19 protein-coding genes are annotated in these 21,782 nt (G+C 72.3%); 8 read left to right on the forward strand and 11 right to left on the reverse strand.

What is annotated here, in order from left to right:
* Positions 1–3: 3 nt before the first annotated feature.
* From ABZU53_RS26725 to ABZU53_RS26740, 4 genes are all read right to left on the reverse strand, one after another.
* The gene (locus ABZU53_RS26725; RefSeq protein WP_354863268.1) at positions 4–351 is read right to left on the reverse strand and encodes a DUF3140 domain-containing protein; all 348 of its coding nucleotides are present in this window, start codon (positions 349–351) and stop codon (positions 4–6) included.
* Positions 338–556, reverse strand: coding sequence for a DUF2945 domain-containing protein (locus tag ABZU53_RS26730; protein ID WP_354863267.1), 219 nt, complete (start codon positions 554–556; stop codon positions 338–340). The genes ABZU53_RS26725 and ABZU53_RS26730 overlap by 14 nt, the downstream gene beginning before the upstream one ends.
* Positions 557–592: 36 nt before the next feature.
* Entirely contained in the window at positions 593–1,144 is a 552-nt protein-coding gene (locus ABZU53_RS26735) for a Uma2 family endonuclease (protein ID WP_354863266.1), read from the reverse strand.
* A gap of 108 nt (positions 1,145–1,252) precedes the next feature.
* On the reverse strand, positions 1,253–2,059 hold the full coding sequence (locus tag ABZU53_RS26740) for a class I SAM-dependent methyltransferase (protein WP_355068195.1): 807 nt from the start codon (positions 2,057–2,059) through the stop codon (positions 1,253–1,255).
* Between the two features lie 470 nt (positions 2,060–2,529).
* Between ABZU53_RS26740 and rpsA the strand changes: the two genes are divergently transcribed.
* Positions 2,530–4,029 (forward strand): 30S ribosomal protein S1, encoded by a 1,500-nt coding sequence (gene rpsA, locus ABZU53_RS26745; RefSeq protein WP_109819865.1) that lies wholly within the window; start codon positions 2,530–2,532, stop codon positions 4,027–4,029.
* A gap of 439 nt (positions 4,030–4,468) precedes the next feature.
* Positions 4,469–5,653, forward strand: a complete 1,185-nt coding sequence (gene coaE / locus ABZU53_RS26750; RefSeq protein ID WP_354861403.1) for a dephospho-CoA kinase — start codon at positions 4,469–4,471, stop codon at positions 5,651–5,653.
* A gap of 31 nt (positions 5,654–5,684) precedes the next feature.
* On the opposite strand, the gene ABZU53_RS26755 is transcribed toward coaE, so the two are convergent.
* Positions 5,685–7,268 carry a hypothetical protein gene (locus ABZU53_RS26755; protein WP_355068197.1) on the reverse strand — a complete coding sequence of 528 codons (1,584 nt, stop codon included), beginning with the start codon at positions 7,266–7,268 and terminating at the stop codon, positions 5,685–5,687.
* A 398-nt stretch (positions 7,269–7,666) separates the two neighbouring features.
* Between ABZU53_RS26755 and uvrB the strand changes: the two genes are divergently transcribed.
* Both uvrB and ABZU53_RS26765 read left to right on the forward strand, forming a co-directional pair.
* Positions 7,667–9,775: an excinuclease ABC subunit UvrB gene (gene uvrB / locus ABZU53_RS26760; protein ID WP_354861406.1), complete on the forward strand. Its 2,109-nt coding sequence runs from the start codon at positions 7,667–7,669 to the stop codon at positions 9,773–9,775.
* A gap of 152 nt (positions 9,776–9,927) precedes the next feature.
* Positions 9,928–10,785: a helix-turn-helix transcriptional regulator gene (locus ABZU53_RS26765; RefSeq protein ID WP_355068199.1), complete on the forward strand. Its 858-nt coding sequence runs from the start codon at positions 9,928–9,930 to the stop codon at positions 10,783–10,785.
* Between the two features lie 113 nt (positions 10,786–10,898).
* Here the strand turns inward: ABZU53_RS26765 and ABZU53_RS26770 are convergent, their stop codons facing one another.
* Positions 10,899–11,192 carry an antibiotic biosynthesis monooxygenase family protein gene (locus ABZU53_RS26770; protein ID WP_354861409.1) on the reverse strand — a complete coding sequence of 98 codons (294 nt, stop codon included), beginning with the start codon at positions 11,190–11,192 and terminating at the stop codon, positions 10,899–10,901.
* Positions 11,193–11,579: 387 nt separating this feature from the next.
* Between ABZU53_RS26770 and ABZU53_RS26775 the strand changes: the two genes are divergently transcribed.
* Positions 11,580–12,578, forward strand: a complete 999-nt coding sequence (locus ABZU53_RS26775) for a TerC family protein (RefSeq protein WP_355068201.1) — start codon at positions 11,580–11,582, stop codon at positions 12,576–12,578.
* Between the two features lie 37 nt (positions 12,579–12,615).
* Here ABZU53_RS26775 and ABZU53_RS26780 read toward each other — a convergent pair whose 3' ends face one another.
* Positions 12,616–13,533: an NlpC/P60 family protein gene (locus ABZU53_RS26780; protein ID WP_355068203.1), complete on the reverse strand. Its 918-nt coding sequence runs from the start codon at positions 13,531–13,533 to the stop codon at positions 12,616–12,618.
* Between the two features lie 59 nt (positions 13,534–13,592).
* On the reverse strand, positions 13,593–14,690 hold the full coding sequence (locus ABZU53_RS26785) for a dipeptide epimerase (protein WP_354861414.1): 1,098 nt from the start codon (positions 14,688–14,690) through the stop codon (positions 13,593–13,595).
* 44 nt (positions 14,691–14,734) lie between these two features.
* Between ABZU53_RS26785 and ABZU53_RS26790 the strand changes: the two genes are divergently transcribed.
* The gene (locus tag ABZU53_RS26790) at positions 14,735–15,532 is read left to right on the forward strand and encodes a tyrosine-protein phosphatase (RefSeq protein WP_355068205.1); all 798 of its coding nucleotides are present in this window, start codon (positions 14,735–14,737) and stop codon (positions 15,530–15,532) included.
* Here ABZU53_RS26790 and ABZU53_RS26795 read toward each other — a convergent pair.
* The 3 genes from ABZU53_RS26795 to typA all read right to left on the reverse strand — a co-directional run bounded on the left by ABZU53_RS26795 (position 15,501) and on the right by typA (position 19,091).
* Positions 15,501–16,202: a lysoplasmalogenase gene (locus tag ABZU53_RS26795; RefSeq protein ID WP_355068207.1), complete on the reverse strand. Its 702-nt coding sequence runs from the start codon at positions 16,200–16,202 to the stop codon at positions 15,501–15,503. The two genes, ABZU53_RS26790 and ABZU53_RS26795, sit on opposite strands and share 32 nt — an antisense overlap.
* A gap of 55 nt (positions 16,203–16,257) precedes the next feature.
* Complete coding sequence (locus ABZU53_RS26800) at positions 16,258–17,109, reverse strand: serine hydrolase (protein ID WP_355068209.1); 852 nt, start codon at positions 17,107–17,109, stop codon at positions 16,258–16,260.
* A gap of 113 nt (positions 17,110–17,222) precedes the next feature.
* Entirely contained in the window at positions 17,223–19,091 is a 1,869-nt protein-coding gene (gene typA, locus ABZU53_RS26805; RefSeq protein WP_354861421.1) for a translational GTPase TypA, read from the reverse strand.
* Between the two features lie 133 nt (positions 19,092–19,224).
* Between typA and ABZU53_RS26810 the strand changes: the two genes are divergently transcribed.
* A complete protein-coding gene (locus ABZU53_RS26810; protein ID WP_355068211.1) occupies positions 19,225–20,640 on the forward strand; it encodes a DedA family protein in 1,416 nt (471 codons plus the stop codon).
* A gap of 33 nt (positions 20,641–20,673) precedes the next feature.
* Positions 20,674–21,558 carry a lytic transglycosylase domain-containing protein gene (locus ABZU53_RS26815; protein WP_355068213.1) on the forward strand — a complete coding sequence of 295 codons (885 nt, stop codon included), beginning with the start codon at positions 20,674–20,676 and terminating at the stop codon, positions 21,556–21,558.
* The last annotated feature ends 224 nt before the right edge of the window (positions 21,559–21,782 follow it).

Here is a 21,782-nt window from a genome sequence, read left to right on the forward strand (position 1 = left end):
GGGTTACTTCATGGGGTCGTGGCCCCAGTTCATGAGGGACCAGCGCCACTTGGTGTCGCGGACGTCGCCAGAGGGGCGCTGGGCCATGTGCCGGCGGACGTAGCCGACCACCTTGCGCATGTGCTTGTAGTCGCCCTCGGACAGGTCGGCGCGCTTTCGACGCAGCAAGTCGACGATCTTCCGACCCGAGTCGTGGCCGACGGACTCGCCACCGCCGGAGCGGCCACCCTTGTGCCAGCCGACCTGCTTCGACTCGTCGGTCTCCAGCCAGGTCGACAACTCACGGGGCTTCATGTTCACCGCCTCGGTGAACTCCCGGTAGGTGTCCCGGCCGTCGTCACCTCTGCTCATGGCGCAACGCCTCCGGTCGGTGGGCCACGTCGCGGCCCGTACCGTCACTGCGGACCCGGTACTGCGGGTCGTCGGGAGCCGCGTTCACGGCCCGCCCCCGGATCCGAATCCGGTCGGTGATCTCCTCCTGCACCACGCCGTACGCGCGGCTTCCGTGGGCCGACCAGGAGACGTGGTCGCCCGTGTGGAACCTCTGCTCGGCCATGCGCCTCGGCTACCCGACCCGGTCGGGGTGAAACGGCTACGGGGTGATCTCGGCGATGGGCAGCTTGATGTCGAACGGCTCAGTCAGCTCGATCACGTCAGGCCCGTCGGCGACCAGCTCGTACTGCCGCTCACCGCCCGGCCCGACCCGGTCGCCGATCCGGTACGCGTACACGTGCACCGGGTCCTGCTCGATCCGCCAGTAGAACGCGATGCCGGCGGCGGCGTACTCCCCGGGCTTGGCGAACCGGTCGATCCGCCGCGTGCCCGGCGAAACGACCTCGACGGCGAGCACCACATCCTTCGGTTGCAGGATGGAATGGACGGACGCCACGCCGGCACGGTGCAACAGCACGTCGGGCTGTCGGCTCGTGTTGTGGCTGAGCTTGACACCGATGGCTTGGGCGGCGCCGAGGTGCTGCGGTGCGTGGCTGTGCAGCCAGAGCCACAACAGGCTGGAGATGTTCTGGTGGCCCAGGGTGGGGGAGGGGGTCACCTGGATAACTCCGTCGACGAGTTCGACGCGGGGGGCGTCGTCCGGCAGGGCGAGCAGGTCCTCCAGCGTGTAGTCGGCACGCTGCTGCCGCATCGGATCCGGACACCAGGGGGCAGGTGATGTCGGGATGGGCTCGGCGCTCATGCAGCCGAGCCTACCGGCGATCGATGGTATGCAGGTCGGACCACGGGTGCGACGCGGTCAATCGAGCGGCTTCTCGGTGACGAAGATGGCGGTGCCGGGGAAGAGCCGTCCGCGCAGCGGGCTCCACTGCCCCCAGATCCCCTCGTGTCCCTCCGGCCACTCCGGCTCGACCAGGTCCAGCAGCCGGAACCCGGCGCCGACCAGCTCGCGGATCCGGTCGCCGAGGGTGCGGTGCTGCTCGACGTAGGTGGCGACGCCGGTCTCGTCCTGCTCGACGTAGGGGGAGCGGTCGAAGTACGAGTGCACGGCCGTCAGACCGCCCTCGCCGGGATCGTCGAGGAAGATCCAGCGCATCGGGTGGGTCACGGAGAACACCCACCGGCCGCCCGGGCGCAGCACCCGGTGCACCTCGGCGAGCAGGGTCGCCGAGTCGTCCACGAAGGGGATCGCGCCGAACGCCGTGCAGGCCAGGTCGAACGAACGGTCGGCGAACGGCAGGGCGAGCGCGTCGGCCTGCACCAGCGGTACGCGTACCCCGGTGCGGTCGGCGGCCTGCGCGGCGTGCCGCAACATGCCGGCGGACAGGTCGAAGGCGATCGGACGCGCGCCCTGGGTGGCGAGCCAGCGGGCGGCGGCCGCGGCGCCGCAACCCACCTCCAGCACCCGCCGCCCCGACACGTCGCCGAGCAGGCGGGCGTCGGCCTCGCGCAGCCCCTCCGGACACCAGACGAAGTCCACGTCGCCGAGGAACCCCCCGTGCTCGGCCTGGTAGTCGTCGGCGTCGGTGTCCCACCAGCCGCGGTTGGCCCGCCGGGCCTCGGCGTCACCCACCCGGCGCCGGGTCACCCGGCTGTCGTCATCCACGCGCCCACGCTAGGCCCCGGTCAACCCGATGGGGGCGGCGGCGCGGCCTGATCGACTCGGTTTCCGCGAAGTCGTGGTGCCCGGGCCGGTGGGAAGCGCTGATTTTCCGGAAACCACGTCGATGAGGCGTGGCGCGCGGCCCGTCCGGCCGGCCCGCCCAGCGGGGCGCCTGGGGCCCCTGTGACGTACGAGACAGGAGGGGTCGTTTCCGGGCGATTGTTCGGCTTTCGCAGGTCATGGTGCGGCGACGAGTCGGGAGGGCTTGCACGCTGTGGTAATGCGCACGGTAGGCTAGACGATGCGCTCGCGGATCGTGTGTCTCGGCAGGGAGCAGGTGCGCGGTCGACGGAGCACATCATGATCCCACTAGGTGATCGTTCGGTGTGCCCGGCGACGGATCCGCTGGCGCGAACAGGTCACCGCGACACCAGCCTGCTGTGACAACCCATCCGACCGGAGCAACCGCCCACATGACGAGCAGCATCGAGGCCCCCTCGAGCGCCACCCGGGTCACCCACGACGATCTCGGTTCCGAGGAGGCATTCCTCGCCGCGATCGACGAGACCATCAAGTACTTCAACGACGGCGACATTGTCGAAGGCACCGTCGTCAAGGTCGATCGGGACGAGGTCCTGCTCGACATCGGCTACAAGACCGAGGGTGTCATCCCCTCTCGGGAGTTGTCGATCAAGCACGACGTGGACCCCGCCGAGGTTGTGACGGTTGGTGACCACATCGAGGCCCTGGTCCTCCAGAAGGAGGACAAGGAGGGTCGTCTGATCCTCTCCAAGAAGCGGGCGCAGTACGAGCGGGCCTGGGGCACGATCGAGAAGATCAAGGACGAGGACGGTGTCGTCCGCGGCTCGGTCATCGAGGTAGTCAAGGGTGGCCTCATCCTGGACATCGGGCTGCGCGGCTTCCTGCCCGCGTCCCTGGTCGAGATGCGGCGCGTGCGCGACCTGCAGCCGTACGTCGGGCGTGAGCTCGAGGCCAAGATCATCGAGCTGGACAAGAACCGCAACAACGTGGTCCTGTCCCGCCGGGCCTGGCTGGAGCAGACGCAGTCCGAGGTGCGCACCGAGTTCCTCAACAAGCTGCAGAAGGGCCAGGTCCGCAAGGGCGTCGTGTCCTCGATCGTCAACTTCGGCGCCTTCGTGGACCTCGGCGGCGTCGACGGTCTGGTGCACGTCTCCGAGCTGTCCTGGAAGCACATCGACCACCCGTCCGAGGTCGTCGAGGTCGGCCAGGAGGTCGAGGTCGAGGTTCTGGACGTCGACCTGGACCGCGAGCGCGTCTCGCTGTCGCTGAAGGCGACGCAGGAGGACCCGTGGCGGCAGTTCGCCCGCACCCACGCGATCCAGCAGATCGTGCCGGGTAAGGTCACCAAGCTGGTGCCGTTCGGCGCGTTCGTCCGGGTGGACGACGGCATCGAGGGTCTGGTCCACATCTCCGAGCTGGCCGAGCGCCACGTGGAGATCCCGGAGCAGGTCGTCCAGGTCGGCTCCGAGGTCATGGTCAAGGTCATCGACATCGACCTGGAGCGCCGCCGGATCTCGCTGTCGCTCAAGCAGGCCAACGAGGGCTTCGTCGAGGGCGAGGAGCACTTCGACCCGACCCTCTACGGCATGGCCGCGACGTACGACGCCGAGGGCAACTACATCTACCCGGAGGGCTTCGACCCGGAGACGGGCGAGTGGCTCGAGGGGTACGACAAGCAGCGCGAGACCTGGGAGAACCAGTACGCCGAGGCCCGTCAGCGTTGGGAGGCCCACACCAAGCAGGTGCAGACCTCTCGCGCCGCCGACGCCGAGGCCGCTGCCAACCCGACTCCGGCCGTTCCGGCCGCCGGTGGCGGCACCACCTCCTCGTCCAGCCCGGCCCCGAGCCGGCAGGCCGAGGAGCCGGCCGGCACCCTGGCCACCGACGAGGCGCTCGCCGCTCTGCGGGAGAAGCTCGCCGGCGGTAAGTGACCCGCTGAACGACGACGGGCCCCGTCCCCGCGATCTTTCCGATCGCCGGGGGCGGGGCCCTCGCCATACCCGCCCCCGCTCAACGCTGGCCGCCCGCGCCTCGCGCCCGCGCCCGCGCGTCGCGCTCGTGCCCGGCACCCCGCGCTGTAGTGGCCTTGCGGCTAGATCGCGCTCGATCGTGGATGTAGGGGCCTCTGAGCGGTCGGGATGCCACTACTTCCTGGATCGAGCGCGATCTTGCGGGGGGCGGGCGGCGGGCACACGGCCGGGACGGCCGTGTGGGAAGCACGGGGGCGCGTGGGCCGCGCGTCGGTGACACGGTGCGCGCGGGCGGCGTTGGCGCCGGCGATGCGGGCCATACCGGCCTACGGGGGCCGTGGGCTGGGGACGGGTGCGGGTGGGCTTGGCGGGGAGGCTCGTGATCCGGTTGACTGGTCGGGTGCTGAGGGTGGGTTTGACCGGCGGAATCGGGTCGGGCAAGAGCGCGGTGGCCGCGCGGCTGGTGGAGTTGGGCGCGGTGCTCGTCGACGCGGACCAGATTGCCCGGGAGGTCGTCGCGCCGGGCACGGAGGGCCTCGCGGAGATCGTCGCCACCTTCTCGGAGAAGGTGCTGGGCGCCGACGGCGCGCTGGATCGCGCCGCGTTGGGCGCCGTGGTGTTCTCCGACGAGGCCGCCCGCCGCCGGTTGGAGGCGATCACCCATCCCCGGGTGCGGGCGCGTACGGCCGAGCTGGTCGCCGCGGCGGCACCGGACGCGATCGTGGTCAACGACGTACCGCTGCTGGTGGAGGTGGGGCTCGCGCCGACGTACCACCTGGTGGTCGTGGTGCAGACGGCCGTGCCGACCCGGCTGGAGCGGCTGATGCGCGACCGGGGGATGGACCGCGCGGAGGCCGAGCGGCGGATTGCCGCGCAGGCCGACGACGCCCGTCGGCGTGCCGCGGCGGACGTGGTGTTGACCAATGACGGCAGTCTGGTGGCGCTGCACGCCGCGGTGGATTCGCTGTGGCGGCAGCGGCTGCGACCCTACGAGCACAACCTGCGGCAGCGGCGGGTCGTGCCGCTGCCGAGCCGCGGCGACGGGGTGGATGCGGATCCGAGCTGGCCCGAGCAGTACGCGCGGCTGGCCGCCCGGATCCGTCACGCGCTGGCCCCGGCGGATCTGCGGATCGACCACATCGGTGCGACCGCGGTACCCGGGCTGGCCGCCGACGACGTCATCGACGTGCAGGTGGCCGTGCCCAGCATCGCCGACGCCGACGGGCCGCTGGCCGACCGGCTGGCGAACGCGGGGTTTCCCCGCGTGCCGGGGCACTGGTGGGACGATCCGCGCCCGGCCGGCCGAGGTCGGTGGGAGAAGCGGCTGCACGGCAGCGCCGACCCGGATCGCCCGGTGCGCCTGCACGTGCGGGAGGCCGAGTCGCCCGGCTGGCGGTATGCGCTGCTCATGCGTGACCACCTCCGCGCCGACCCGGATCAGCGGGGCAGGTACCTGCTGTTCAAGCGGGATCTGGTCGACGCGGCGCCGCACGTCGGTGGCTCCGGCACGGCCCGCGATCCCTGGTTCGACGAGGAGTACCTCCGGGCCGAGCAGTGGGCCGCGCGGACCGGCTGGCGACCCTGAGAGCCGTGCCACCACACCCGAGTGCGTGTGGTCAGCGTGCTCCGGGTCGGGGCGGTCGGCTCGGTGCTGTGGCGCGCGGCGGCGGGCTGAGGCGGGGCACCACTGTGGGGCTGAGGTCCACCTGCGCCCACGCGCCGGGGCCGGTGTGCAGTTCCACCCGGCGCAGCGACCCGTCGCGGTCGATCCAGTAGCGCAGGCGCGCGTCGGCCGTGCGAAGTTCCACGACGTCCACGGTCCGTCCGGCGGCGAGGTCCTCGCGTACCCGCACGGCCGCGCCGCGCCGCGTCACCGGTCCGGCGGCGGCCACTGCGGCGTCGACCAGCAGATCGAGGTCGTCGCGGGGGGACCGGGTGGGCCGCCACGACCCGGCCGGGACCGGAAACGGCGGCCGGCCCGGGGCCTCGGCGGTGCCACCGCCACCGGTCTCGGCCGGCACGTCCGTCCGGGACAGGCCGGCGGCGTCGCGGTGCAGCAGGGTCCGGCGGCCCGGTACGCCCAGGTCGGCGACCGCCACGTACGCGGTGCGGGCGGCCCAGCTCAACCAGCCGGCACCCCGCAGGTTGGTGTCCGTGCCCACCGGCGCGGTCAGCGTCAGCGTGGCACCGCCCTGGCCGCGCAGCCGGGCGGCCAGCCGGTCCAGCCGGCGCTGCTCCGCGTCCGTGAGCGCGCGCGGCAGCCCGGGTCGGCCGCCGAGCGCGTCGACCGGGCGCAGCGTGGGACGGTCGATCCGGTTGAGGAGGACCGTGACCGGCCCGACGCCGGGCAACCGGGTCACCAGTTTGTGCAGTCGGCCGTCCCGGTCGAGCCAGTAGCGGGTCGACCCGTCCGGACCGGTCGCCGCCGTGCCGCCCGTTGCGGCGCTGCCGGGGGTGGGCGGGGTCGGGGCGGGAAACGGCGCCTGCAGGACGTCGACCGGCCCGGCCGCGACCACGTCCCGGGCGACCCAGCGGGCGTCGCCGCCGTCCATCGCCGGGGTCGGGTCCGGCCGGTCGGCGGCGAGGCCGAGGAGCAGGTCGAGGACCGGTGCCAGGCCCGCGCCGGGCGTCAGGTGGTGCAGGCGCCAGCGGTCCGCCGGTGGCACCAGAGGCGGCGCGGCCGGGGTGGGCACGGCCGCCGGGTCCGGTCGGGTGACCAGCACCGACCCGGCGCTCTGCAGCAGGCCACGCTCGGCCCCCGCCCCAGGCCCGCCCACATCCAGGTAGAGCAGGGGCCGCGACCAGTCCACCCACCCCACCAGCTCGGTACGGGTGGCGCCGGCGCCGACCGTGACCTGGACGCCGGCGCGCAGGTCCCGAAGGTTGGTGACCCGCATGGCGGCCAGCCGCTCGGCCTCGGAGAGGGTCAGCGGTCGGGCCGGAGCGGGTGGGTCGGGAGTCCAGCTCAGCAGCCCGGCCACCAGCGCCGTCGCGGACGTCACAGCGGTCAGGGCGAGCAGCAGCAGCACCGTACGCCGACGACGGCCAGCTCGGGAGGGTCGGGCGCTGCCGGTGTCGGGGGCGGCCGTCTCGCGCGGGTGCCCGTCGGGGTCGGAGGACGGCCCGCCGGCGCGGACTGCGTTGCCAGCGCGGGTGGTGCTGGGGGAGGGGCCGCGCGCCGGGGCCGGAGAGGTGTCCACGGATGTGAAACGGGCGGGACGGCACGGGGTGACGAGCTGGGGGTGACGAGCTGGGGGTGACGAGCTGGGGGTGACGAGCTGAGGGTGACGAGCTGAGGTGACGCGGCAGGGGGTGATGCGGCAGGGGGTGATGCGGCAGGGGCGCTCGCGGCGGCCGGTCTGCGCCTCGAGCGCGACCACACGGGTGCGCACGCCGGACGAGCCGGGTGCTGCGACCGCTGTGCCGGGGGCGGCCGGCCGTGATGACGGCCTGGCCTCCGGCCCGGTCGGCCGCCGCGAGCGGCCTACATGAAGAGGGTAGCCCCGGTGACATGGGCCACACAATGGGAATATCGAAGCCGATCACGCACCATGCGCGACGGCCGAACCTGTCGGACCTGCGGCGTACCGTTGAGGTCATGGCGCTCGACATTCCCCGGCTCGACGGCCGCTTCCAGGTCGTCAGTGAATTCCAGCCGGCCGGCGACCAGCCGGCCGCCATCGACGACCTTGAGCGCCGGGTGCGGCGCGGCGACCGCAACACGGTGCTGCTCGGCGCGACCGGCACCGGCAAGAGCGCCACCACCGCGTGGCTGATCGAGCGGCTGCAGCGCCCCACCCTGGTGCTCGCCCCGAACAAGACGCTCTGCGCGCAGCTGGCCAAGGAGTTCAGCGAGCTGCTGCCGCACAACGCGGTCGAATACTTCGTCTCGTACTACGACTACTACCAGCCCGAGGCGTACATTCCGCAGACCGACACCTACATCGAGAAGGACTCCTCGATCAACGAGGAGGTCGAGCGGCTGCGGCACTCGGCGACGATGTCGCTGCTCACCCGCCGCGACGTGATCGTGGTGGCGACCGTCTCGGCGATCTACGGTCTGGGCACCCCGGAGGAATACCTCAACCGGGCGGTCCGGGTCGAGGTCGGGCAGGATCTCGACCGCGACCAGCTGCTGCGCCGACTGGTCGACATCCAGTACACCCGCAACGACATGGCCTTCCAGCGGGGCACCTTCCGGGTCCGCGGCGACACGCTGGAGATCATCCCGGCGTACGAGGAGCTGGCGGTCCGCATCGAGCTGTTCGGCGACGAGGTGGAGAAGCTCTACTACCTCAACCCGTTGACCGGTGACGTGGTCCGTGAGGTCGACCAGCTGGTGATCTTCCCGGCGACGCACTACGCGGCCGGCCCGGAGCGGATGGAGCGGGCGATCCGCGACATCGAGGCGGAGCTGGCCGAGCGGCTGGCCGAGCTGGAGCGCCAGGGCAAGCTGCTGGAGGCGCAGCGGCTGCGGATGCGCACCACGTACGACATCGAGATGATGCGGCAGGTGGGCTTCTGCTCCGGCATCGAGAACTACTCGATGCACATGGACGGGCGGCTGCCCGGCAGCCCGCCGCACGCCCTGCTCGACTACTTCCCGGACGACTTCCTCACCGTGGTCGACGAGTCGCACGTGACGATCCCGCAGATCGGCGGCATGTACGAGGGTGACGCCTCTCGCAAGCGGATGCTCATCGACCACGGGTTCCGGCTGCCCAGCGCCGCCGACAACCGGCCGCTGCGTTTCGACGAGTTCCTGGAGCGGGTCGGCCAGATGGTCTATCTGTCGGCGACCCCGGGCACATGGGAGCTGGAACAGGCCCAGGGTGAGTTCGTCGAGCAGGTCATCCGCCCCACCGGGCTGGTCGACCCGCAGGTCGTGATCAAGCCGACCAAGGGGCAGATCGACGACCTGATGCACGAGATCAAGCTGCGGACCGACCGCGACGAGCGGGTGCTGGTCACCACGCTGACCAAGAAGATGGCCGAGGACCTGTCGGACTACCTCCTGGAGAACGGCGTCCGGGTGCGCTACCTGCACTCCGAGGTCGACACCCTGCGCCGGGTGGAGCTGCTGCGCGAACTGCGTAAGGGCGAGTACGACGTGTTGGTCGGCATCAACCTGCTCCGCGAGGGTCTGGACCTGCCCGAGGTGTCGCTCGTCGCGATCCTCGACGCCGACAAGGAGGGCTTCCTGCGCAGCGGCCGGTCGCTGATCCAGACCATCGGGCGGGCCGCCCGGAACGTCTCGGGCCAGGTGCACATGTACGCCGACAAGATCACCCCGTCGATGGCGGCGGCGATCGACGAGACCGACAGACGTCGCGCCAAGCAGATCGCGCACAACGAGGCACACGGGATCAGTCCGGAGCCGCTGCGCAAAAAGATCCACGACATTCTGGACGACATCTACCGCGAGGCGGAGGACACCGAAAACTCCCGGGTCGGCGGCGCGGCGCGTCAGCTGTCCCGGGGCAAGGCGCCGGTCAAGGAGACCCGCAGCCGCAGTCGGTCCACCGCCACCACCCCGTCCCGGGAGGGGATGGCCCGCGCCGACCTCGCCCAGCTCATTCAGGAGCTCAACGACCAGATGCTGGCCGCCGCCCGCGAGCTGCAGTTCGAGCTGGCGGCGCGGATCCGCGACGAGGTCGCCGACCTGAAGAAGGAACTACGCGGCATGGACGCCGCAGGCGTGAAGTGAGGGCGGCCCGGCCGGCGCGGGCCGGGCTGCCCGAACGGCAGGTGTGGGGCGTCCTCGCGCGGCCCGCCGGCCGACCGTTCGATTGCGGTGCGCAAGCGAAGTATTGCACTGGGTGATCGTCCTGCGTACGCTCCCTCGATGGGGAGGCCGGGATGCCGTTGCCAACAAGTCCTGTCATTCGACGCGCACGGCTCGGCGCCGAGCTGCGCCAGTTGCGTCGGCGCGAGGCGCTGACCCTGGAGCAGGTCTGCGACCGGCTGGGCTGGGCGTCGACGTCGAAGCTGTCCCGCATCGAGCTGGGGCAGAGCCGTCCGGATCTCGCCGACGTGCTGGACCTGCTCGACATCTACCAGGTGCCGGCGTCGGCCCGCGACGCCCTGATCGTGATCGCGCGGGATGCGGCCACCAGCCGCGGCTGGTGGAAGACGCTCGGCGAGATGAGCGAGCGGCAGCGCATCTACGCCGAGTTGGAGGCGGGCGCGGCCGACATCGTCGAGTACCAGCCGGCGGTCGTGCCGGGGCTGCTGCAGACGCCGGCGTACGCCCGCTCGCGGGTCGCCGCCGGCGTTCTGCTCGCGCCGGAAATCGACGTGGAGGCGGAGGTGCGCGCCCGGGCGCTGCGGCAGGAGGTGCTGCGCCGGGCCGAGCCGCCGCGCTACACGGCGGTGCTCGCCGAGACGGTGTGCGACCCGGCTGACCTGCCGGTCGAGGTCTGGCGTGAGCAGTTGCGGCACCTGGTGGCGGTGACCGGGTTGGCCCACGTGACGGTGCGACTCCTGCCCCGCGGGGCGGCCGGCAGCGGCCTGCACCCGCTCACCCCGTACTCCTGGTATGCCTTCCCCGACCCGGCGGATCCGCGGACGGTGATGCTGGAGGCGTTGACCACCGACGTCCGGCTGGCGACCGTGCTCGACGTCGACCGGTACGAGCGGATGACGGAGGCGCTGCTGGCGGCCGCCCTGTCACCGGAGGAGACGGTCACCGCGCTGGCCCGCCGCGTCGGCGAGTGAGGGCCGATGCGGTGCCGCCCGCGCGGCCCCCGGACCCGGCGCCCCCGAGCCCGTCGGGGCCGGCGACCGGCGCGTGCGCAAGGCACGATAACCGCGGGGTACGACAGCTTCCGTCAGGCCGGTACGTCGTGGAAGTGCTCGACCAACGGTGGCCCGGCGAAGTGCGGCCCGATCAGCGCCCGCCACTGGGCGAACCGTTCGGTGTCCCGGAAGTTCTTCTCGTGCGCCTCGACCGAGTCCCACTCGACCAGCAGCACGAACCGGGTCGGGGACTCGATGCCCCGGGTCATCCGCACCGACCGACAACCGGGCGTCCCGGCGAGCACCGGGTGACCCTGGGCGTACGCGGCGACGAAGGCGTCCTCGTGTCCGGGCAGTACGTCGATCAGCGCGACTTCAAGCACCATGCCGCACAGCCTCCCACGGGCCAGGAGCGCAGGGGCGTGCGGGTGTAGCGGCGTCCACACACTAGCCTCCTAGGACGCCGGAGGGGGTGTGCCGGTATTCCCGGCGACCCGGGTGCGCGTTCACACCCGGTGCCCGGGGTGTGATCACGGCGAGTGGTGGGCAACAATGGTCATCGAGGAGGGGAGTATTCCCCCGCGACGAAGTCGTCAGCACGGACGATCGCCGGCACCTCGGCGTTCGACCCGGCTTCGTCGGTCGCCGTCCCGTTCGCGGGTCGGGGGCGGAAGAGACCTCCGACAGTCACCAGAGTGAGCGACAGCGGCACGCCAGCCCTCATGGGGGCGTACGGTGTGCCCGACGCCGCGTGTCTGCCGGAGGAATGAACGTTGGACGTGTCCGGATTGGTGTGGGCGGGGACCCTCGTCGCACTGACTGCGGTGCTGCTCGTCGACCTGTTGATCATTGGTCGGCGCCCGCACGAGCCGAGCGTGCGCGAGTCGAGCCTCTGGGTCGCCTTCTACGTGGGCCTCGCTCTGCTCTTCGGCGTCGGCGTCTGGCTGACCGCCGGGGCCAGTTCGGCGGGGCAGTTCTACACCGGCTGGCTCACCGAGTACAGCCTCTCGGTGGACAACCTCTTCGTCTTCGTGATCATCATGGCCCGCTTCGGGGTGCCCCGGCAGTACCAGCAGAAGGTGCTGCTCATCGGCATCGTGCTGGCGCTGGTGATGCGCGGTGGCTTCATCGCCGCCGGCGCGGCGTTGATCTCGCAGTTCTCCTGGGTCTTCTACATCTTCGGCGCGTTCCTGATCTACACGGCGGTCAACCTGGCCCGCCAGGGTGAGCCGGACGAGGACGAGTTCTCGGAGAACCTGCTGATCCGGTGGAGCCGCCGGGCGCTGCCGATCTCCAAGGGCTACGACGACGCGAAGTTGATGACCCACGAGAACGGGCGTCGGCTGTTCACGCCGATGCTCATCGTGATGATCGCGATCGGCACCACCGACCTGATCTTCGCGCTGGACTCGATCCCGGCGATCTTCGGCATCACGCAGGAGCCGTACCTGGTCTTCACCGCGAACGTCTTCGCGCTGATGGGCCTGCGGCAGCTCTACTTCCTGCTCGGCGGCCTGCTCGACCGGCTGATCTACCTGAGCTACGGGCTGGCCGTCGTGCTGGGCTTCATCGGCGTCAAGCTCGTGCTGGAGGCCCTGGCCGACAACAACCTGCCGTTCATCAACGGCGGGGAGCACGTCGGGTGGGCGCCGCACATCCCGATCTGGCTGTCCCTGCTGGTCATCCTCGGCACGCTGGGCATCGCCACCATCGCCAGCCTGGTCAAGTCCGCCCGGGACCGGCGCCGCGAGCTGGCCGGGGTCCGGCGCTGAATCACCGCCGGTCGGGCCCGAAGAGGGGCCCGACCGGTCAGACCCGGTGGACGCCGACGAGGGTGGCGGCCCGATCGGCCGGTAGCTGTTCCTCCAGCACCCGTCGCCGCCGGTAGCAGGCGTGCAGCATCCGCCGGTCCGTCGGGTCGTCGGCGACGGCGGTGACGATGCCGATGTGGTGGATCTTGCGGCCGGGGCGGGCGAAGAAATAGAGGTCGCCGGGGCGTTCCGCGCCGAGGGGCAGCGGGGTCGTGGCGACGGCCTGGTCGTCGGCGTCGCGGGGCAGCAGCACGCCGAACCGGCGCCAGGCCAGGTGGACGAGGCCCGAGCAGTCGATGCCGTACGCGGAGAGCCCGCCCCAGATGTAGGCGACGTCCAACAGCCGCTGGGCCACCGCGAGCGCGTCGGCGGCGGTGGGCGGCTCAGTCGGCACCGGGACGAGCTGCCCGTCGGGCAGCCAGAGCGGCGTGGCCTGGCCGGGGACGTGGACTTCTCGCCAGCCGTCGCGGGCCGGGCCGGCCGGGATGAGGCGCGTGCCGACGACGACGCCCGCCAGCGCCACCGGCCCGCCCGGGGCGGCGTGCAGCCCGGTGACTGTGGCGTCCACGACCAGCGGGTCGCCGCTGACGGTGGGATCCACGGTGGTCAGCTGATCGGCGGGGAGCCAGCCCGGGTAGCCGCGGGGATCGAGCTTGGCGGCCGGCTGCTCGACGGCGACGACCCGTGCCCAGCCGTCCGGGCGCAGCTCGTCGATCAGCACCCGTTCGCCGAGCAGGAGCTGGCTCAGCACGCAGTCGCCGACCTGCTGGTCGGTGTCCATGCCGCGAACCCAGGTCGGGATGTCGGCGCCGGCGGTGAGCGCGGGACCGTCGACCGGCCGGACCGCCTCGGGGGAGGACCACAGCGTCGCGACGGCGACCCGGACGATGGCCTCGCGGCCCGGTTGCAGCTCCACGTCAACCCCCAGCTCGTGTCGGCTGTTCAGGGGAACCCTATGAAAGAAACCAACGGTCATCAACCGCGGGCCTGCATCTTTACTTCAGCCAGGCCGGAGATGCCCAGGCCAGGCGCATCCGGCAGCACCACGGTCGGCCCCTCGTAGCGGATTCCCCCCTGGACCGGCGACCAGGCCAGCCACCAGGCGGCGTCCAGGTCGGCGACCGCCGTGGTGCCGTACGCGGCGACCAGGCTCGCCGCCGCGCCGATGCCGACCTGACTCTCCATCATCGACCCGACCACCGTGCCGAGCCCGTGCGCGGTGGCCAGCTCGAGCAGGGTGCGCGCCGGTTGCAGGCCGCCGCACTTGGCCAGCTTGACGTTGACCAGGTCGGCGGCCCGGCGACGGATCACCTCGACCAGGTCGCGGACCCCGAAGACCGCCTCGTCGGCCAGGATCGGCACGGACACCCGGTCGCTGACCCACGCCAGCCCGTCCAGGTCCCAGCGGGCCACCGGCTGCTCGACCAGCTCCACGTCCAGCCCGGCGTCCTCGATGCCACGGATCACCCGGACCGCCTCGCGTGGCGTCCAGCCCTGGTTGGCGTCGAGTCGGATCCGGACCCCGGCGCCGACCGCCGCGCGGACCGCCCGTACCCGGTCCAGGTCGCCGGCCGCGTCCGTGCCGACCTTGAGCTTCAGCACGCCGAAGCCGTCGGCCTGCCGCTGGCGCGCGGCCGCCGCCAGGTCCACCGCGTCGCCCGCGGCGAGGGTGACGTCCGTCGGAACCCGCAGGGTGGTGCCGCCGAGCAACCGCACCAGGGGTACGCCCAGCCGCTGCGCGGCCAGGTCGTGCAGGGCCACGTCCATGGCCGCCTTCGCCGCCTCGTTGCCGACCACCGCGCGCTGCACCTCGGCGCAGCGGGCCACCAGGTCGTCCGGGTCACGTCCGGTGAGCAGCGGGCCGAGCAGTTCGCGTACGCACGCCTGCGCGCCGGCGACCGACGCTCCGGTGACCTGCCACACCTGCGGCGCCTCGCCGAAGCCGGACCGACCGTCGGCATCGACCAGTTCGACGATCAGGGTGTCCACGGTGGTGGTACTTCGCAGCGCGGTGACGAACGGGGTGTGTAAGGGGGCAGAAACCCGGTGGGTGCGTACCGCCGAGATCGTCATGTGGGGCACCCTATACGCAGGCACGCGGCGAGAGGGGACACCGGATGGTCGTACGGGACTGGGAGCTGGTGGGCGCGCCGAACGCCCGTGACCTGGGCGGGCTGCGCGGCGTCGACGGCCGGAAGGTGCGCGCCGGACGGCTGATCCGCACTCCGGCGCTGGGTCGGCTCACCGACGAGGATCTGCCGGTGCTCGCGAAGCTGGGGCCGGCCTGCGTGCTCGACCTGCGCGCCGCCGCGGAGATCGCACTCGCCCCGACCGATCGGCTGGCGGGCGAGCCGCGGGTCGTGCATCTGCCGGTGCACGACCCGGAGCACCCGGTCTTCACGTACGTCTCGGCGGTGCTGCTCGGCCACGACCTCGACGCGTACGCGGAGCTGGCCCGGCAGGGCACGGCGGGGGCGATGGCCGAGATCTACCGATGGTTCGTCACCGGCGAGTCGGCCCGGGGCAACTTCGGCGCTGCGGTGCGGCTGGCCGCCCGGTCGGAGAACCTGCCGCTGCTCTACCACTGCTCCGCCGGCAAGGACCGCACCGGCTGGCTCACCGTCATCCTGCTCACCGCGCTCGGTGTGGACGAGGCCGCGATCCGCGCCGAGTACCTGCGCAACAACGCGCTGACCGACAGCCTCCGCGCGGTGATCATCGAGGCGATGCGACGCCGGCAGCCCGGCCTGGACGTCGACGCGGTGCTGCCGGTGCTGGAGGTTCGCGCCGAGTACCTCGACGCCGCCTATCAGGAGGTGCGCCGGGTGCACGGCTCGTTCGACGGCTACCTGCGCGACGGGTTGGGGCTGACCGACGAGGTCCTCACGGCGCTGCAGGCGCAACTGCTGGAGTGACCGCCACGCCGGGCGGCACGTCGGCGCGGGCGACCCGCCCGATGACGATCAACGCCTGGCCGGCCGCGTACGTCGCCATCACGAGCACCGGCGCGCCGGGCGGCTGGGCCACGTCGGCCACCCCGGCGGCGATCAGCAGATCGGAGCCGAGGAACAGCGCGGCGCCCACACCGACCCGCCAGCCCTGGGTCACGGCGGTGGTGGCCATCGCCGCCAGCGCGACGGCGTAGCCGGCCACCGGCACGGCCAGCCCGGCCTCGGTCAGCCCCGCCCACATCCAGGCCAGCGCGGCGACGGTCAGCACCGCGTACACCAGCGGCATTGCGACCAGCGGCGGACGGCGCAGCCGCGTCGCGGCGCCGTGCCGGGTGAAGGCCACGAGGTAGCAGACGTGGGCGGCGAGGAAGCAGACCATGCCGGCCATGAACCAGCCGGTGCCGGAGGCCAGCAGCGCCACGTCGCCGGCCGTGGAGCAGGCCAACGCGGCGAGCACCAGCCGGTCCGGCCGGGCGCCGCGTTCGGTGGCCGCCCGCCAGAGGTACGCGGCCAGCAGCGGCATCAGCAGCGGCTTGGTGAGCAGCTCGGCCACTGGACTGTCGACGGCGTTGGCCAGCAGGTTCGCCGCCGTCACGACCAGGAAGACGACGAGCAGGGTACGGCTGCGAGGCATCAGCGGCTCCGAGGTGGGGGTGGCAGCAGCCTAGCCGGATCGGCGGGCGCCGGCCTCAGAGCCGGTGGCGGGCGGCCCAGACCTGCGCCGAGACGTGCGCGATCAGGCGGCAGGCGTCGTCGACGACTCCCTCGTCGCTGTCGGCCAGGTCGGTGGTGGTGCACACGGCGATGACGTACGGCGGGGCGTCGTCGGGCAGCACCACGCCGACGCTGTGGCGCACGCCGCGCACCCAGCCGTTCTTGAGCGCGACGCGGGTGCCCTCGGGCAGGCCGGCGGCCAGGTCCTCGCGGTGCTCCTGGGCGAGCAGCACGTCCAGCATGGCGGCGCAGCCGGCCGGCGAGGCGAGGCGGCCGGGAGTCGTGGCGCCGCTGGTCAGCGCGCCCAGCAGGGCGGCCAGGTCGGCGGCGGTGACGGTGTTGGTGATGCCGGCCTCGCGGGCGGCGAAGTCCTCGATGCCCCGGCCGGTGACGCTGTTGCGGGCGCCGGCGAGCCTCCACACCTCGGCCACCGCGGGCAACCCGACGTGCCCGATGACCAGGTTGGTGGCCAGGTTGCTGGACCGCACGATCATCCGTTCGGCGAGCCAGCGCAGGGGCGCGGTGCCGCCGAGCCGGTCCCACACGGCGTCGTCGTTGTCGTAGTGCTGGGCGCAGGAGAAGCGGGGCGCGCCGGGTTGAGCCGAGTCGAACTCGTTGACCACCGGGACGTCGGCGTCCAGCTCCAGCGTGCCGGCCTCGGCGGCGCGGTGCAGCGCGGTCAGCACCCCCACCTTCATGGTGCTGGCGGCGTAGTGGCCGGCGTCGGCGTGGCGGGTCCAGGTCGGGGGCGCGTCGAGTCGACAGACGTACGCCGAGACGGTGCCCGGCACCCGGTCCAGATGGGCGTCGAGATCATCCCAGGTCATGCCGGTGACCGTAGCTGATCACGGGGCGGGCGGGCCCGCGTACCCCCGCCGGAAAGCGGACGGGCGCGCCGGCCGCAAGCGGCCGACGCGCCCGGTGCCGGGTGCTGGTGTCCTCAGCCGGCGTGCTTGCGGCGGGCGGCGGCCCGACCGCGCTGCTGCTGGTCGAGCACCACCTTGCGGATGCGCACCGCGGTCGGGGTGACCTCGACGCACTCGTCCTCGCGGCAGAACTCCAGCGCCTGCTCCAGCGAGAGCTTGCGCGGCGGGATCAGCTTCTCGGTCTCGTCGGAGGTCGAGGCCCGCATGTTGGTGAGCTTCTTCTCCTTGGTGATGTTGACGTCCATGTCGTCGGAGCGCGAGTTCTCCCCGACGATCATGCCCTCGTACACCTCGGTGGTCGGGTCGACGAAGAGCTGGCCGCGCTCCTGCAGGTTGATCATCGCGAAGGCGGTGACCGCGCCGGCCCGGTCGGCGACCAGCGAACCGTTGTTGCGGGTGCGCAGCTCGCCGAACCACGGCTCGTACGACTCGAAGACGTGGTGCAGGATGCCGGTGCCCCGGGTGTCGGTGAGGAACTCGGTGCGGAAGCCGATCAGGCCGCGCGCCGGGACCAGCCACTCCATCCGGATCCAGCCGGTGCCGTGGTTGACCAGCTGCTCCATCCGGCCCTTACGGGTCGCGAGGAGCTGGGTGATCGCGCCCAGGTACTCCTCGGGCGCGTCGATGGTCAACCGCTCGACCGGCTCGCAGGTCCTGCCGTCGATCTCCTTGGTGACGACCTGCGGCTTGCCGACGGTCAGCTCGTAGCTCTCCCGGCGCATCTGCTCGACCAGGATGGCCAGCGCCAGCTCACCACGGCCCTGCACCTCCCAGGCGTCCGGCCGCTCGGTGGGCAGCACCCGCAGCGACACGTTGCCGACCAGCTCCTTGTCGAGCCGGTCCTTGACCATCCGCGCGGTGACCTTGGAGCCCTTGACCCGGCCCACCAGCGGTGACGTGTTGGTGCCGATCGTCATCGAGATGGCCGGCTCGTCGACGGTGATCAGCGGCAGCGCGACCGGGTTCTCCGCGTCGGCGAGGGTCTCGCCGATCATGATGTCGGAGATGCCGGCGACCGCGATGATGTCGCCCGGACCGGCCGTCTCGGCCGGCTTGCGCTCCAGGCCCTCGGTCATCAGCATCTCGGAGATGCGGACCCGCTGGGTGCTGCCGTCGGTGCGGCACCAGGCCACCGTCTGGCCCTTGCTGATCGTGCCCTGGCGGACCCGGCACAGCGCCAGCCGGCCGAGGAACGGCGAGGCGTCGAGGTTGGTGACGTGCGCCTGCAGCGGAGCGCCATCCTCGTACGCGGGGGCCGGGATGGTGTCCAGCAGGGTGCGGAACAGCGGCTCCAGGGAGGTGCTGTCGTCGGGCACCGAACCGTCGGCGGGCTGGGTCAGCGAGGCGACGCCGTCGCGGGCGCACGCGTAGACGATCGGGAAGTCGATCTGCTCCTCGTCGGCGTCCAGGTCGAGGAAGAGCTCGTAGGTGTCGTCCACGACCTCCTTGATCCGGGCGTCGGGGCGGTCGACCTTGTTGATCACCAGGATGATCGGCATCCGGGCCTGCAGCGCCTTACGCAGCACGAAGCGGGTCTGCGGCAGCGGGCCCTCACTGGCGTCGACCAGCAGCACCACGCCGTCGACCATGGTGAGGCCGCGCTCGACCTCGCCACCGAAGTCGGCGTGGCCGGGGGTGTCGATGATGTTGATGGTGACCGGGTCGGAGCCGTCCGCCGGCAGGTAGCGCACACCGGTGTTCTTGGCCAGGATCGTGATGCCCTTTTCCCGCTCCAGGTCACCCGAGTCCATCACCCGCTCGGTGTTCTCGCCCCGGGCGCCGTACGCCCCGGCCTGCCGCAACATGGCGTCGACCAGGGTGGTCTTGCCGTGGTCGACGTGAGCGATGATGGCGACGTTGCGGAGGTCGGTGCGAAGCTGCATACCCTCTATCCTTCCGCCTGCGCGCGCGCAGGCTGCGTCGGGGTCACCCCCAGGTGCCCCTGATCTATGGTGAAACTGCTGTCCCGGTCGTTGCACCGGCTGGCATGCTGGCTCCCGTGTCCCGGGGGCCTGAGTGCACGACCTGCTGACCTGGGTGCAAGGTCTGCCCACCCTGTGGATCTACCTGGTCGCCGCGCTGATCGTGGCGGGCGAGACCGCGGTGATCTTCGGCCTGCTGGTGCCGGGTGAGGCTACCCTGCTGCTCGTCGGCTTCCTCACCTACAACGGTACCTTGCGGCTCGGACCGGCGTTGCTCGCGATGATCGTCTCGGCGTTCGTGGGCGATGCGCTGGCCTTCCGCGCCGGGCGGCGCTTCGGCCCGAAGCTGCGTGCCGGGCTGGGCCACCAGGTCGGGCCCGAGCGGTGGCGCCGGGCCGACGCGATGCTCGCCCGGCTGGGCGGCCGGGGCGTGTTCGCGGCGCGCTGGGTGGCCTTCGCCCGCACCCTGGTGCCCCGGCTGGCCGGGTCCGCCGGCATGTCGTACCGGCGGTTCGCGCCGTGGAACGTGGCCGGCATCGTCACCTGGGTCGGCTGCTCGGTGCTGCTCGGCCACCTCGCCGGTGAGTCGTACGACACGGTCTCCCGGCTGCTCGGCCGGGCCACCGGCGCCGCACTGGCGTTGCTGGCGGGGCTGCTGGGGGTGGTGCTCTCCGGGCGGTGGCTCGGCCGCAACCCCGACCCGGTACGCGCGCTGCTGTCCCGGGCCGCCGCGCTGCCGCCGGTGCGCTGGCTCAGCGCCCGCTACGGGGTGCTGTTCTTCCTGGTGGCCATGCGGATCGGGCCGGCCTGGACGCTGCTGCTCAACCTGGCCGCCGGGCTGCTGCTGCTCTTCGCCGCCGGGCTGGCCATCGCCGGCCTGCTCGCCGTCGTGGTGCGCAACAGCGGGCTGGCGGCGCTGGACGGGGCGATCGGTGCCTGGTTCACCGCCCGCCGGACCCCGGACGCCGCCGACGCCACACTGGTCGTGGTGTCGCTGGTACGCGGGTGGGTGCTGATCGTGTTGGTGGCGCTGGTGGCGGCGGTGCTGGCGTGGCGGAACCGCCCCTGGCGCGCGGATCTGCTCAGTGTGGTCGGCACCGTGGGCGCGTTCGTGCCGCTTGTGGTGCTGGCCGTGGTGGCCGAGTTGACGCCGACGCCCGGTGGCGGTCCGGGTGGGCACGAGGCCGTCCCCTTCTCGACCCAGAACGCCGTGGTCGCGGCGAGCCTGTGCACCCTGGCGTGGCTGGTGTCGCGCAGCGCCCACTGGCCGGTGGCGGTGGCCGCGTGGACGACCGCCGCCGCGGGCGTGCTCGGGGTCGGCGCCGCACGGCTCTACCTCGGCCTGGACACGGCGAGCGGCACTGCCGCGGCGGTGCTGCTCGGGGTGCTGTGGACTGTGGTGTTCATGGTCGCCTGGGCCACCAGGGACCGGGCGGTGGGCGACCGGGCGCAGCCGGCCGACCCGGCCCGGCCGCCGCAGGGGCCCCGTCGTCCGGTCGAACCTTGCTAATCTGCGGCGACTGTCAGACGGGGGAGGACCACCATGCGTGAACGGACCGGTCGGGTGGGCGCACTCGTGCTCGCCGGGCTCCTGCTCGCCGGCGGGGCGGTCGGCTGCGCCGGTAAGGGGGAACGCCCGCAGGACCAGGCCGCCCCCGTCTCGGTCACCGAAGCGCCGACGGAGGAGACCCCGGTCGACGAGGCCGCTGGCGAGCCGAGCCCCTCGCCGAGCGCGGTGGCGGCGATGGGTGCCGCCCCGAGCCGCAGCGCGTCGGCCTCCCCGACGCCCTCGAAGAAGCCGACCCGTACGACGGCGGCCCCGAAGCCGCGCGCGGTCGCCAAGCCGCCCACCGAGACGCAGGTCCCGCCGGCGCCGCCGAAGCCCGCCCCCTCGTCCTGCAAGCCCAGCTACAAGGGCACCCAGGCGAGCCGCGCCGACGTGAAGGCGGCGCTGACCGATGCCGCCAGCCGCACGTACTGGCCCGGCTCCGCACCGGAGCTCAAGATCCCGCTCAACCTGGTCAAGGCGACCGCCTGGCAGGAGAGCGGCTGGCAGTCCAACATCTACGCCTGCGACGGTGGCGTCGGGCTGATGCAGGTGATGCCGGGCACCGCCACCTGGATGAACCAGCGGTTCGAGCAGAGCTACGACATCGCCGACTACCGGGACAACGCGTACCTGGGGGCCAACTACCTGGCCTGGCTGACCAAGTACATCGGCGACATGTACTTCGAGTCCGACTTCCGACTCGACGCGGACCTGTGCACCGCCGAACTCGACTCCTGCCTGCTCAACGCCGTCATCTCCGCGTACAACTACGGGCACGGGGCGGTGGCGCAGGAGGGCGAGCCCCTCGCCATCCCCAATCCGTCGTACGTGCGCAACGTGCGGGCGTTGATGACCGAGTGCGTCTGCCTGGGGTACTGAACACGTCGACGGGGGCGGGGTCGGGTGGTTCCCGGCCCCGCCCCCGTCGCGTGGGCGGTCAGTCCCGCGCGGCCACCGGCTCACGCGTCGTCGGGACGTGGACGCCCGGGGGGGGGGGGGGGCGGGCCGGCCCCCCCGAAAGGGCCCCCACCCGACCCCCCGCGGGCGGTGGGGATTTAACACCGCTGTAAAACCATAACCGGGGTGTATATTTGGTTTTTGGT

It is taken from the genome of Micromonospora sp. NPDC005194 (genome assembly GCF_040608335.1).
GTDB lineage: Bacteria > Actinomycetota > Actinomycetes > Mycobacteriales > Micromonosporaceae > Micromonospora.

What these genes read in the sequence shown, in the direction of transcription:
- ABZU53_RS26725 (WP_354863268.1), bottom strand. Translation starts at nt 351, where the DNA reads ATGAGCAGAGGTGACGACGGCCGGGACACCTACCGGGAGTTCACCGAG.
- ABZU53_RS26730 (WP_354863267.1), bottom strand. Translation starts at nt 556, where the DNA reads ATGGCCGAGCAGAGGTTCCACACGGGCGACCACGTCTCCTGGTCGGCC.
- ABZU53_RS26735 (WP_354863266.1), bottom strand. Translation starts at nt 1,144, where the DNA reads ATGCGGCAGCAGCGTGCCGACTACACGCTGGAGGACCTGCTCGCCCTG.
- rpsA (WP_109819865.1), top strand. Translation starts at nt 2,530, where the DNA reads ATGACGAGCAGCATCGAGGCCCCCTCGAGCGCCACCCGGGTCACCCAC.
- uvrB (WP_354861406.1), top strand. Translation starts at nt 7,667, where the DNA reads ATGGCGCTCGACATTCCCCGGCTCGACGGCCGCTTCCAGGTCGTCAGT.
- ABZU53_RS26765 (WP_355068199.1), top strand. Translation starts at nt 9,928, where the DNA reads ATGCCGTTGCCAACAAGTCCTGTCATTCGACGCGCACGGCTCGGCGCC.
- ABZU53_RS26770 (WP_354861409.1), bottom strand. Translation starts at nt 11,192, where the DNA reads ATGGTGCTTGAAGTCGCGCTGATCGACGTACTGCCCGGACACGAGGAC.
- ABZU53_RS26785 (WP_354861414.1), bottom strand. Translation starts at nt 14,690, where the DNA reads ATGACGATCTCGGCGGTACGCACCCACCGGGTTTCTGCCCCCTTACAC.
- ABZU53_RS26790 (WP_355068205.1), top strand. Translation starts at nt 14,735, where the DNA reads ATGGTCGTACGGGACTGGGAGCTGGTGGGCGCGCCGAACGCCCGTGAC.
- ABZU53_RS26795 (WP_355068207.1), bottom strand. Translation starts at nt 16,202, where the DNA reads ATGCCTCGCAGCCGTACCCTGCTCGTCGTCTTCCTGGTCGTGACGGCG.
- ABZU53_RS26800 (WP_355068209.1), bottom strand. Translation starts at nt 17,109, where the DNA reads ATGACCTGGGATGATCTCGACGCCCATCTGGACCGGGTGCCGGGCACC.
- typA (WP_354861421.1), bottom strand. Translation starts at nt 19,091, where the DNA reads ATGCAGCTTCGCACCGACCTCCGCAACGTCGCCATCATCGCTCACGTC.
- ABZU53_RS26815 (WP_355068213.1), top strand. Translation starts at nt 20,674, where the DNA reads ATGCGTGAACGGACCGGTCGGGTGGGCGCACTCGTGCTCGCCGGGCTC.